Source organism: Bartonella clarridgeiae ATCC 51734 (assembly GCF_000518185.1).
Lineage (GTDB): Bacteria > Pseudomonadota > Alphaproteobacteria > Rhizobiales > Rhizobiaceae > Bartonella > Bartonella clarridgeiae.
The window spans coordinates 406,976-418,806 of record NZ_JADC01000009.1 but is presented as its reverse complement, the minus strand read 5'-3'; the positions used below and the strand labels follow the sequence as shown (position 1 = coordinate 418,806).

Below are 11,831 nucleotides of genomic sequence, written 5' to 3'. Positions count from 1 at the left end.
TGAAACTGACCACTTATCAAGGGAACTTTTCGCAGAGCCCTCCATATCTTTTGGAGTAAAAGATACTTTACCATAGGTTCCCAACAGACCGAAGTGTGTAATGGTATTTTCATTTTCAAAAGAACCTAACACAACACCAGTTTGTAGAGCAGCATACACTATATCAGCACCATAACCATATTGTAACGGATTGCGGATAGATGAAAAGTTTACTACGTTGCCATAGGAGGATAAAAAGAGAGATCCCTTCTTTTTACTTGAGACTAATCTTTCTCGCATATCAGCCAACACTCTATTCTGATTATTAATATCAGAGATACCAGAAGAGAATAAAGCGTTAGGCATAACTAAATAGCTTGCCATTTGCGGAACAAGAGCTTTTACTCGTGATTGAGGATCAAGATACGTGTTTTGCAATTTGAAATGCCAATTAGTAGGTGGTTCAGTTACAGTCTTAGCGTTACTAGGTACAGATATTGCTTTAAGGATATGCCTATAAGGTAAACCGTTCAGTGTAATATAACCATGCGCTAATTTGAAGGCATTTTCATTTATAGACCCAGGAGCTTCAATAAGTGTAATTCCCTCCTGTGAAGCAGCAATAGATGTATTACGCCCTCTTGTAGTTTGTACCGGATCTTTAACGTGATTAATATAAACTGTGGTAACACCTACTACATCCGTTTTAATTATAAGTTTGTCAGAATCTACACTGCCCACATTGAAATAAACCCTCGCATCACCAACTGCCATATATTTTGAAGGCCTAGCAATTGATGACACGCTTTTTGTTTGCTCCGATTCTACAGGTTTTACATGTAAAGTCTGATAAACACCATCGACCTTTTTATCAAATATAACAGAACTATTGATAAGTTTAAGCACATTAACAGTGGATTCTGGTCGTACTTTCTTCCCCCAAATCAAATCAGTTGGTATAATCCATTGTGAGTTTTGAAGACCTATAAAAGTAGATATTGTTCCCTTACTACTTACACGTCCCTCTAAAATGGAGTTTTTTGCAAGCAAAATCGTAGGTACAGCTTTATAGGAAGGATCCATCCCGTATCGATCATCTAATAAAATATTAGAACGAATCTCTGAATTATAAAGAGTAACAGCACCTGGTCCATTTGAATAAATACCTGTCTCCGGAGATAAAAATTTTGAATTAAAAATATTCACATGATTTATATACTTTACATACTGGTTATTAGTTATAATGTTGCTTTTGTTGTTTTGTGTCTGTAAAAGTTTAGTATTTTTGAGGATGATACCATAAGTTTTCATTCCAGAAACATTCACAGTCGAATCTTTAATATTGACCATACAACCATTATCGCAAACTATGCCAGCCAGTGCTTTTCCACCTATATCATATCCCATAGCATTAAAAACCTGACCATCCGCGTAAATTCCAACCAAATCTGATGTGATCTTATGTCTTGCATTTACCATAGCCTCAAGAGATCTAGTCACTACCCTATTCTCTAAATTTTGAAAAGTTAAAGTGCTTGAGCCTGTAACAGTTGCAGCTTGAATGTAATTAAAATTTAAAGGGAAATTCAAAAATCCCACAGCAGTACATAATATTTTCCATTTCATATACAAAAACCCTTTTTTAAAAACTCAAAGAGGATTTTTACAAATAAAAATATATATGTAAAGTTATTAATCACTATGATGATTATGTGTCATAATATAGCAAAATTTGCAATAAACCCTAATAAACTAAGAAATTTAAGTATATTAACTTAAAAATTTTCGTTGATTGTTAGTTTCAAAATGAATTAAATTTTCAAAAAGTGTTACTTATTTACATCAATTTTTCCTCTGAAAAGAGCAAAGCAAAGCAAATAACATAGTTAATTTCTTACTAAAGTAACATTAAACTTGTAAATTTAAGGCTATACCAACCATTTTATTTGAGCACAATCACAAATGAAACTGAATTTGTTATGAAACAAATGCGATCTCTTTTTATATTTGTCAGAATAAAAAGCTATATAAAGATTTATGAAGTGTCAACGGTATAGTATGTTGGATTAAATAATAATGAATACAGCTAGTTTGATAGCCTACAGCATTTCTCTGATTAGTCCCAGAGACTTAATGATAAATGTTCAATAAAAATTTATAAATTATGATATTATTCTTGGATATACGCTATTAACATATAACAGCTACCATAGTCATAGTGTCTCTAAAGAATAAAACAAGATATATGAGACAATCGCATGCAATAAATCATACTTGTAATAATAAATTATAACTTTATGAAGTCTGATTTTTATTAAAAATATAACAAAATTAAGTTATAATCTTAAAATATATTCAAAAAGATCTTATCAAGCTTCCAACTAATAAATTCCACCCATCGATTAATACGAAAAAAAGAATTTTAAACGGTAGAGAAATAACTGTTGGTGGCAGCATCATCATTCCCATTGACATTGTCAACGTGGCTACAACAAGATCTATCACCAAAAAAGGAAGAACAATGAGAAAGCCTATTTCAAATCCACGACGCAATTCAGAAATCATAAAAGCGGGAATTAAAACTCGAAAATCAACATCAGCACCTGTTTTGACTTGAAGAGAAGAATCAGAAAGATCAACAAATAAATCAAGATCTTTCTCACGAACCTGCGATATCATAAATTCTCGAAAGGGTTGACTAATTTTTTCTATCGCTTGTTGTTCACTGATTTTGTTATTTACTAAAGGCTGTACACCCTGCTCCCATGCTGTATTAAATGTCGGCGCCATTACATAAAAGGACATAAACAAAGCTAATGAGATCATCACAAGATTGGAAGGTGTCGTTTGTAATCCTAAACCTGTACGCAACAGCGAAAAAGCAATGGCAAAACGGGTAAAACTGGTCACCATAATCAATAAACCAGGTGCCACTGATAAAACAGTCAATAAACCGAAAAGCTGAACAATTCGTCCACTAATTGACACTCCAGGAGAAAAAAATAATCCAGCAAGACTATTAACATTTTCAGTCCCTACTCGTTGAGCAAAAGCACCTGTTGTCGTTAACAACAATATCATCAATACAAGACCACTAAGCCGCTTCATTGTTCTACTACCAAACTTGAAATCAAAATATTACTTACTTTATTACCGGAACGAATTCTAGCACGATCTAAAAGATCAGCACGTAAATTCATTAACCCCGATGGCCCTTTCACTTGATCGATTGTGACTTGACGCAAAAACGTCAAAAAATCATTTGATATGTCAGCAGTCAAAGTAGCTTCAATATTCTCATTAGGTTTAATAATTAAAGAAACCTCCATTCGAATCCAGGCATTTTCCGGCATTGCAATATTGGTCAAAATAGGAGGTAAAATAACAACATGGGAATCTGCAGCAACAAGATACTCTGGAGTTTTGACTACTGGTGGTTCTTTAGAACTATTGGAAATTGGCACCATTTCCCGACTCACCCATGCTCCTAAAAACCACCCAGAAATCGCAGCGACTAATGTCAAAACAAGTCCAACAATCAGGAAGATTTTCACGCTATTTTCTTTTTGCACAATGCTTTCTTCTTTTTTCGGCTCTTCTGCCATAAAAATTCCTTGTCACATAAATCTCATCACATAAACAATGTAATAAAAGTTACTTTTGATGATCTTCTATTTCTTGATAATGAACAACAAAATCAGAAAGAACCTATATACTCATTCCTTAAAAAGGTGCAATCTGATTGAGTAATTGTTGACCATAAGGAGGTTGTTGTATTTCACTCATACGTCCACGTCCTCCATATGAAATGCGTGCTTCAGCAATTTTGTCATAGTCAATCATATTATTGCCTGAAATATCACGTGGACGAACCAATCCTGCAATATTGAGAACACGCAATTCATTATTAACCCGAACTTCCTGTGAACCATTAATGACTAAATTACCATTCGGCAAAACATCTGTTACAATAGCCGCAATGGACAAACGAATATTTTCTTGTCGTTCTATCTTAGCATCCCCTTTAGATTGACTCGATGACTCACCCTCAATACTACCAGCAAATTTATTCATAAATGAATATCCCGCTCCAATTGTATATTTGGAACCAGAATCACGCTTTAAATCGCTTTTATTATTAAAACTAGCACGATCATTAATGAAAATTTGCACAGTCAATACATCGCCCGGCTTCATTGCTCGAGGATCACGATAAAAGCTATTAGCACTTGAACGATAAAGCGAATATTGACTTTCACTTGGTGCTGGTGGATAAACGCTCACTGCATTCCCAGAAGCATATCCTAAATTAGCACGGACTGGTGAAAAATTTGGTGCTGAATTAAAATCTTTCACATTATAAGAACAACCGGCTAATGTTATAGATAAGAGAGCGAACCTAATTGTTAAACACAAGAAAGAAGAGTGGCTATTCTTATTTTTAATCTGCTTTATTTTCATCATTATTTTATCTTTACTTCTATTGCGCTTGTGTCTTTTTTGTCGACACTTGTTGCGCGCTTACTAATATCTGAGTCAATTCAGCTGATTTTTCAGGTGGTAGTTCATTCATAATAGCACTCGATACTTTAGGACTTAGCTTAAGTACAAGCGAAGCTGCAACGAGGTCATTCATCAAAGCCAATTGAGCAGCTGCAGCAGCAGGACGCATTTTCTTAATAATTTCAACTAAAGAATTCTCTGCCATTGATAAAAACTCATTGCGTTTATCAAGCCAAACTTTATATTCATTCTGTTTTTCTTCTAAAATCTTTATACGTTCACCAATTTGATCACGCAATTCTTGTAATTGTCGATGCTGTAACTGAAAACGAGCATCCGCAGCTTGGCTCCCAATATTGCTACAAAAACGTTCTACTTCTTCAGTATTTGTCCCAGATATCCCTCCAAATTTTCCTCCGGATTTTTCTTTTATTAATGAAACAATAGGAGCTTTTGTTTCTATACCAGCCTCCGTTGTCTCCTTCGGTTGATTTGACGGATGAGATACAGTTTCAATTTTTAATTTAGGATCTTCAGCAGATACTAATTCCTGTTCTGCATTCTCTACAGATGAAAAAATCTTCTCTGGCGCAGGACTTGGTACAGGTAAATTTTTTACATATCCTCTCCCTACTGGAAAAACAATGAATATTAATATAAATAGAGAAAAAATATAAAAGTGTAATCTTATCATTGGACAACAAGCTCCGCGTGAAGAGCACCCGAGGTTTTAATTGCCTGTAGGACTGCTATAATTGCTGTTGGTTTAACACCAATTTGATTTAATCCTTTAACGAGATTATCTAAATCGACGCCATTTAAAATACCAATATTGGATGGCGATTGATCAACATTAATTGATGTTCTCGGAACCACAATTGTATCGCCTGTTTCACTAAAAGGATTGGGCTGTGAAACACTTGGTTCCTCTGTAACCCGCACTGTTAAACTACCGTGTGAAATAGCAACACGTGAAACACGTACTTTTTCACCAATGACGACAGTTCCTGTACGTTCATCAACAACCACACGTGCCACTTCATCGGTAGGAATAGGTAATCCTTCAATTTCAGCAATAAAACGTGTAATTGAAATATTGCGTGGTTTGTTTAAAATAATAGTTTTTGCATCACGTTCCCTAGCAACCCGTTGTTTATAACGCTTATTAGCAAAAATATTAATTAGATCAGACACACGAACTGCTGTTGAAAAATCAGAATTCCGTAATTCCATAATAATCTGGTTACTATGGTTAAAATTGCCATCAACCTTACGTTCTATAAGAGCACCATTTGGAATACGGCCCGATGTAGGAACGCCTTGTGTTACACTTTCTGCCACCCCTTTGGCACCAAAACCGGAAATAACCATATTGCCTTGTGCTACTGCATAGGTTTTACCATCCGCCCCAAGAAGTGGTGTCATCACTAATGTTCCTCCTTGCAAAGATGTTGCATCTCCTAATGAAGAAACCGTTACATCAATCCGCGACCCTGGAGTTGCAAAGGGCATCATTTCAGCAGTAACAATAACAGCAGCTATATTATTAGCACGCGATGCACCTGCAGGAGGGCTAATTCCCAAATTATCTAGCATAGCTCGCATAGATTGCTCTGTAAAAGGTGCATTTCGTAAAGAGTCACCTGTACCATTCAAACCAATCACCAAACCATAACCTACCAATTGATTAGAACGAACACCCTGAACAACTGCAATATCTTTTAACCGTGCTACTGCACTTGAACGTGACAAATCTGAATAATGCATTTGTGTAGGATTACCACCCGACCCTAACCACGCAGCATCAGCTTCCGCTGTAGAGTTATATTGTTCAGTATTTTGTCCGCTTTCATCTGCAAATGCTGAAGCAAAAAGAATCCAAAAACCCACCCCAAAAAAAGAAAAAACAAAACGAATAAGAAAACGCATAACCATTAAAAACCTACCCTCACATCACCATTTTGCAAAACGGTTCCTGTAACCACACGTCCTGAATCGGAATTGCGAACACGAATGACATCACCAGAAGATCCTGATTGTAAAACAACCCCTAGAGCTGTAATTTTTAGATTATGTGTTTGGAAAATTAACTTTGTTGCCTGGCCACGTTCAACTAAAACCGGATCCCCCAAAGAAGAAAGAGCAATAGGCCGACCTGCTGTTAAAGTACGTTTTGCTACCTTGTGAAGAATCTGTTTCATATCCGTAACATACAAGGAAGCTGCATCAGATTTAATAAAAAAATGCCTTTCACTTAAACCTATATCACTTATACGCTGACCAGCATAAATTGACTTATCAGGAACAAGAAAACCAATCCGATCAGCATAAGCTGTTGTTAATAAAAAAAACGAGAGCAAAAAACTTATAAGCAAAAGCGAAAGATTTTTCATACCATTTACCTCAGATTTTTAGAAATAACCGCTGCCATTTCATCTGATGCTTGAATAACTTTAGAATTCATTTCATAAGAACGCTGTGCTGCAATGAGCTCTGTCATTTCTTTGACTGGATCAACATTAGAAGATTCAAGCATTGCTTGCATAATGCTGCCATATCCATCATCCTTCGGATCTCCTGGAACCGGTGCACCAGAAGCTTGTGTCTCACGGAAAAGATTATCTCCTATTGGCTCTAGACCTACCTCATTGACAAAATTCACTAAACGAAGTCGGCCCGCTTCCACAGCGCTAGGATCTGCATCCGTTTGATAATAAACTGTTCCATCAGGGCTGACTGTGACATTTTTGCTCCCTATAGGAATGGTAATAACAGGCTGCACTAAATTGCCATCCAACGTTATTATCTGCCCTGTTTCACTCAAATTAAAAGCACCTGAACGAGTATAAAAAACATTGCCATTAGGATCTTGTATTTCAAACCAACCATTTCCGTTAATAGCGAGATCCAAGGCATTACCAGTTTGCACAAAAGCCCCTTGCGTATTAACTGTACGAACAGCAGCAGTACGCACACCCATCCCAATCATTGCGCCTTCAGGTATAATAGCTTGATTAAGCATATTAGGAATACCAACTGCACGATCTGCAACATACATCAAGTCTGCAAATTCTGCACGCCCACGCTTGAAACCAGTTGTGTTAATATTCGCCATATTATTAGCGATAACGTCAAGATTAGTTTGTTGAGCAGCCATACCTGTTGCTGCAATTGACAGTGATTTCATGACCATAATTTTTCTTATACCTTTCTAAGCTCTGTTGTGCTCATGTTAAATTTGCATCCGACTTACTTCAAGATAAGCTTGTACAAGCTTATCACGGAGAGCAATTGCTATACTTAAAGACCGTTCAGCCTCCATCACAGAATTCACAACTTCACGCACACCAACATCACTTCCAGAGATTCTACCTATGGAAAGACTTTCTGCTGTTTGTAATTTCGTGCCAACAACTTCCACAACCTCAGATAAAACCTCATCAAAACTGACTTTGTTTCCTCTTTCAACCATACCGGGTGATATTTGTTGTCCATTAAGGCTATGCATTTGCATATTTTCTTTCCCTAATGAATTAAGAACATTGTGCGATGCAACAGAAGTAAGTGCTTCAATCATTTTATACGCTCCTACAAAATTGAAACTAAAACGCATTAATAAAGTGATAAACCAACTATCCTTTTAATAAATCAATCGTTTGTGAAACCAAATCGCGTGCTTGGCGAATTACTTGCAAATTCGCTTCATATGAGCGATTTGCTTCACGCATATCAGCCATTTCTATAATGGAATTCACATTGGGATATTTCACATAACCGTTGCTATCAGCAGCCAAATGGCCAGGCTCATAACGCATAATAAAAGGGGCTTTATCAGTGCTAATGCGTTTAACATGCACACCTTGTGCATCAATATAAGGATTAAGCGTCGCTTCAAAACTCACTGTTTTGCGCTGATAAGGTCGAGCGCCTGCTGACTTTCCCGTTGAATTGGCATTAGCTAAATTTTCAGCAATAATACGCAAACGCGTTGATTGTGCACTTAAACCGGTTGTAGCAATCTGTTCTGCTGCAATAAGACGGTCAGACATCTTTAAGCTCCTCCTTTAACTGCTGCTATTGTCATTCGATGAAAAGCTTTTACAATAGCAGTATTCAGGGATATTTCGCGACTAACATCCCCCCCTTTACGCATTTCTTCTTCTAAATTAACATCATTACCTGAATGAGTAATTTCCGTAATATTTTCAGGACGCATAACGTGCGCTTCCATACCATTTTCAGTCATATCCATATGATGAACATTTGTTACAGCCATAGAAATCGTTTTGTTTTGTAAAACAGCTGTAAAATCATCTACATCACGGGCTTTATACCCAGGTGTATTCGCATTTGCGACATTACTTGCAATCGCCTTTTGACGAACAGATAACCAATCTGCTTGTTTATTTGCCATCTCAAAAAGATTAACTGAATCCATAATTCTTACCCCTTTTACTTAAAACCATCATAAGAAAGAAATCTTGTGCGAGACTTGCCTTCGCATTTTTAAATTTTAAAAGAAAATGAAATTATACCCCACGCTGTAGCATAGCTATAATGTCTATACCAAACTCTGTTTTACCAGTCATAAAATCAAGACATTACTGACATAAACTAATTAATTTGCCGATTTGACAAACTAAATATGCATCATACTCAACCATTGTTATGCCATTATTAAGAGGATTTTTTTACACCTCAATCAAGCAATAAAGCGCTCATTTTTTTGTTAAGACTTGACTCGAGCAACCTATACAAGCTCATCATAAATGGCAGAAAAAGATCTTTTTAAACGGCATTCCTTTTTCCATCAGCAGATTCAAACAGAATTTTGCAAACATACTCTTATTTATTGAGTTTATAGACAACTGATCAAACTCCCTAGAACAATCTACTTCTTCAAACTTCTCTGAACAAATAAATCATAAGCCACAAAAAGGAAAAATGCTAACCATACACAAATCTGTACACAACAAATATAATCTCTTGAAAAAAGAATTCTATCTCTTTCCCCTATTAACTGCTATTGGCTTTTAATAATTTAGCTAATTCTTCATACGGATCACTGATAAGTGGCACATCGGGACTTTGCTTCATCGCAGCATAAATAGAGGGGACTAAAAAAACCGCTTGATCAAGAACATGATCTGTTCCTGGACGGTAAGCACCCATAGCACGTAAATCACGTGTTTCTTCGTAGCGAAAAATCATTTCTTTCAAATTTTTAACTAGTGTACATTGTTCAGGTGTCCAGCTATGAGACGCCAAACGTGAAATAGAAGAAAGGATATCAACAGCAGGAAATCGTCCCTGTGCAGCGATGGCGCGATCAAGAACAATATGACCATCCAAAATTCCGCGAATAGCATCAGAAATAGGATCATTATGATCATCACCGTCAACTAAAACTGCATAAACACCCGTAATAGATCCTTTGCCTTCTCTGCCCGGACCTGCACGCTCCAATAAGCGGGGTAATTCACTAAAAACTCGTGGAGGAAATCCACGTGAAACAGGCGGTTCATGAGCAGAAATAGCAATTTCACGAGCTGCCAATGCATAGCGTGTAACAGAATCGACAACAAGCAAAACATTATCCCCTAAAGAAGAAAAATATTCAGCAATTGTTGTGGCCATAATTGGAGCTAAATGCCGCATCATCGGGCTTTCATCACCTGTTGCAATCACTCCAACCAATTTATGTAATTTATCTTGCAATGTATCATCAAGCATATCACGTACTTCACGACCACGCTCCCCTGTAAGCGCTAAAATCACCGTGTCAAAATGATCAGCTTGCATCATCATAGATAAAAGAGTCGACTTCCCTACCCCAGAGCCAGAAAAAATTCCAACACGCTGCCCAAAACAAAGGGGTGTAAAAATATCAATGACCTTAACACCCGTACGCAATCCTGCACCCACACGTGCACGTTTTAATGCTGGAGGCGCATAAGTCTCAATCGCCATATTTTGTGAACCAGAAGATAAGATCCCCTTTCCATCAATGGCCTCACCAAAAGCATTAACAATCCGTCCACGCCAAGAGCGATCTGGAGCCACAAAAAGAGGACCTTTCGGAAAAACAGAAGCAGAAAGAACAGGAACAATAGTTTCATCATAAGGTTTAATTAAAACGCTTTCTTCATTAACACGAATAATTTCACCCCGTAGAAGCTGGGTCTCGCATTCAACAGACACTGTATCCCCTAGCAAAACAGACTGCGATAAACCACGTGCAACCAATGTTCCCCTTGCTACATCGCTAATAATACCACCTTGACTCACAAGTTGAGAATAATAATCGTCTTTGCGTCTTGCAAAATCAAACAATCGGCTTAAAGCGGTAGGAGAAGGATTTGTCTCAATTATCTCAATATCTGAATCTGAAGCAGAATCTGCTATCTCTTTAAGAGAAACATCTGCCTTATCAGCTGATCCTTCAGCATTGGTATCAGTATCCTTTGAAACAGCAAAAGAAGAATCTATAGCTGAATCAGTTGTTGGTGTAGCATTAAGTAAAACAACTTCTGGCATAGAATCATCTTGGCTCTCTAACATTACACACACTCTTTATAAAAAATTATACAAAACTCCCGTTATCAAATATTTATATTTTTCCGCTCAAAACTTGAATAGATTTAGAACGCATTTCTTCTTGCTGACGAAGCATTGACTCAACACGTTCAAAAGCACGACTCACCTCAATAAGACGGGTCATCTCTATCACACCATTCACATTCGAACTTTCAATATATCCCTGCATAACACCATCACCGCTTCCTGCTTCTGATTGAAGAACAGCTCTATCAGGGATCACCGAAGAATTGGGTCCATAGCGCAATTGGGTGCCTGGTTGAAACTGAAATAAACCAATTTTCCCAACGAGGGAATTGTCTTGATAAATACTTCCATCAGATACAATACGCGGTATCCCCCCCACTGGATCAAGCTGAATTGGAGCCCCTCCCTCATCTAAAAAAGGTAATCCTGTTACCGAAACCAATCCCCCTTCCGGAGTCATAATCATTCGGCCATCACGGGTATAAACTTGCCCGAAAGATGCTTGCATAGAAAAATAGGAATCGCCTGTTACAGCAATATCAAGAGCATTACCCGTTTGTACCAAAGAACCTCGGTCGGTCGAAATATATCCCTTGCCAGCACTCGTAAAAAAAACACGATCACCCTGCTCATGTGCAACAGGAGAAATTAATGTATCAAACTTCATACCACCAGCGCGAAAACCTGGTGTATTAACATTCGCCATATTTTGCGCAATAGTCTCCATCCGTCGTTCTAAACCAATTTGGCCTGAAACACCCACATAAATCGGATTTTGCATAGAC

13 protein-coding genes are annotated in these 11,831 nt (G+C 37.3%); all 13 read right to left on the bottom strand.

Translation table 11 applies throughout. The annotated features are described in order from the left end of the window. On the bottom strand, positions 1-1,479 hold a 1,479-nt coding region (locus T420_RS0102280; protein WP_081725926.1), incomplete at its 3' end, for an autotransporter outer membrane beta-barrel domain-containing protein. Positions 1,480-2,334: 855 nt separating this feature from the next. Next, complete coding sequence (fliP, locus tag T420_RS0102275) at positions 2,335-3,087, bottom strand: flagellar type III secretion system pore protein FliP (protein ID WP_013544816.1); 753 nt, start codon at positions 3,085-3,087, stop codon at positions 2,335-2,337. Beyond that, positions 3,084-3,584 carry a flagellar basal body-associated FliL family protein gene (locus T420_RS0102270; protein WP_013544815.1) on the bottom strand — a complete coding sequence of 167 codons (501 nt, stop codon included), beginning with the start codon at positions 3,582-3,584 and terminating at the stop codon, positions 3,084-3,086. Before T420_RS0102270 ends, fliP begins: the two co-directional genes overlap by 4 nt. A gap of 118 nt (positions 3,585-3,702) precedes the next feature. Next, complete coding sequence (gene flgH / locus T420_RS0102265) at positions 3,703-4,443, bottom strand: flagellar basal body L-ring protein FlgH (RefSeq protein ID WP_425351714.1); 741 nt, start codon at positions 4,441-4,443, stop codon at positions 3,703-3,705. 16 nt (positions 4,444-4,459) lie between these two features. Further along, entirely contained in the window at positions 4,460-5,176 is a 717-nt protein-coding gene (locus T420_RS0102260) for a MotE family protein (protein WP_013544813.1), read from the bottom strand. After that, positions 5,173-6,411: a flagellar basal body P-ring protein FlgI gene (locus tag T420_RS0102255; RefSeq protein WP_026501106.1), complete on the bottom strand. Its 1,239-nt coding sequence runs from the start codon at positions 6,409-6,411 to the stop codon at positions 5,173-5,175. The genes T420_RS0102260 and T420_RS0102255 overlap by 4 nt, the downstream gene beginning before the upstream one ends. 5 nt (positions 6,412-6,416) lie before the next feature. Next, positions 6,417-6,875 carry a flagellar basal body P-ring formation chaperone FlgA gene (flgA, locus tag T420_RS0102250; protein WP_013544811.1) on the bottom strand — a complete coding sequence of 153 codons (459 nt, stop codon included), beginning with the start codon at positions 6,873-6,875 and terminating at the stop codon, positions 6,417-6,419. Positions 6,876-6,880: 5 nt separating this feature from the next. Then, positions 6,881-7,669, bottom strand: a complete 789-nt coding sequence (gene flgG / locus T420_RS0102245; protein ID WP_026501105.1) for a flagellar basal-body rod protein FlgG — start codon at positions 7,667-7,669, stop codon at positions 6,881-6,883. A gap of 45 nt (positions 7,670-7,714) precedes the next feature. Next, positions 7,715-8,059: a flagellar hook-basal body complex protein FliE gene (gene fliE, locus T420_RS07495; protein WP_026501104.1), complete on the bottom strand. Its 345-nt coding sequence runs from the start codon at positions 8,057-8,059 to the stop codon at positions 7,715-7,717. Positions 8,060-8,114: 55 nt separating this feature from the next. After that, the gene (flgC, locus tag T420_RS0102235; protein WP_013544808.1) at positions 8,115-8,531 is read right to left on the bottom strand and encodes a flagellar basal body rod protein FlgC; all 417 of its coding nucleotides are present in this window, start codon (positions 8,529-8,531) and stop codon (positions 8,115-8,117) included. Between the two features lie 2 nt (positions 8,532-8,533). Further along, the gene (gene flgB / locus T420_RS0102230; protein ID WP_013544807.1) at positions 8,534-8,920 is read right to left on the bottom strand and encodes a flagellar basal body rod protein FlgB; all 387 of its coding nucleotides are present in this window, start codon (positions 8,918-8,920) and stop codon (positions 8,534-8,536) included. Between the two features lie 578 nt (positions 8,921-9,498). Then, the gene (locus T420_RS0102225; protein ID WP_013544805.1) at positions 9,499-11,043 is read right to left on the bottom strand and encodes a FliI/YscN family ATPase; all 1,545 of its coding nucleotides are present in this window, start codon (positions 11,041-11,043) and stop codon (positions 9,499-9,501) included. Between the two features lie 49 nt (positions 11,044-11,092). Beyond that, the gene (flgF, locus tag T420_RS0102220) at positions 11,093-11,827 is read right to left on the bottom strand and encodes a flagellar basal-body rod protein FlgF (protein WP_013544804.1); all 735 of its coding nucleotides are present in this window, start codon (positions 11,825-11,827) and stop codon (positions 11,093-11,095) included. Positions 11,828-11,831: the final 4 nt, after the last annotated feature.

What these genes read in the sequence shown, in the direction of transcription:
- T420_RS0102270 (WP_013544815.1), bottom strand. Translation starts at nt 3,584, where the DNA reads ATGGCAGAAGAGCCGAAAAAAGAAGAAAGCATTGTGCAAAAAGAAAAT.
- fliE (WP_026501104.1), bottom strand. Translation starts at nt 8,059, where the DNA reads ATGATTGAAGCACTTACTTCTGTTGCATCGCACAATGTTCTTAATTCA.
- flgA (WP_013544811.1), bottom strand. Translation starts at nt 6,875, where the DNA reads ATGAAAAATCTTTCGCTTTTGCTTATAAGTTTTTTGCTCTCGTTTTTT.
- T420_RS0102255 (WP_026501106.1), bottom strand. Translation starts at nt 6,411, where the DNA reads ATGCGTTTTCTTATTCGTTTTGTTTTTTCTTTTTTTGGGGTGGGTTTT.
- flgC (WP_013544808.1), bottom strand. Translation starts at nt 8,531, where the DNA reads ATGTCTGACCGTCTTATTGCAGCAGAACAGATTGCTACAACCGGTTTA.
- flgH (WP_425351714.1), bottom strand. Translation starts at nt 4,443, where the DNA reads ATGATGAAAATAAAGCAGATTAAAAATAAGAATAGCCACTCTTCTTTC.
- flgF (WP_013544804.1), bottom strand. Translation starts at nt 11,827, where the DNA reads ATGCAAAATCCGATTTATGTGGGTGTTTCAGGCCAAATTGGTTTAGAA.
- flgG (WP_026501105.1), bottom strand. Translation starts at nt 7,669, where the DNA reads ATGAAATCACTGTCAATTGCAGCAACAGGTATGGCTGCTCAACAAACT.
- flgB (WP_013544807.1), bottom strand. Translation starts at nt 8,920, where the DNA reads ATGGATTCAGTTAATCTTTTTGAGATGGCAAATAAACAAGCAGATTGG.
- T420_RS0102225 (WP_013544805.1), bottom strand. Translation starts at nt 11,043, where the DNA reads ATGTTAGAGAGCCAAGATGATTCTATGCCAGAAGTTGTTTTACTTAAT.
- fliP (WP_013544816.1), bottom strand. Translation starts at nt 3,087, where the DNA reads ATGAAGCGGCTTAGTGGTCTTGTATTGATGATATTGTTGTTAACGACA.
- T420_RS0102260 (WP_013544813.1), bottom strand. Translation starts at nt 5,176, where the DNA reads ATGATAAGATTACACTTTTATATTTTTTCTCTATTTATATTAATATTC.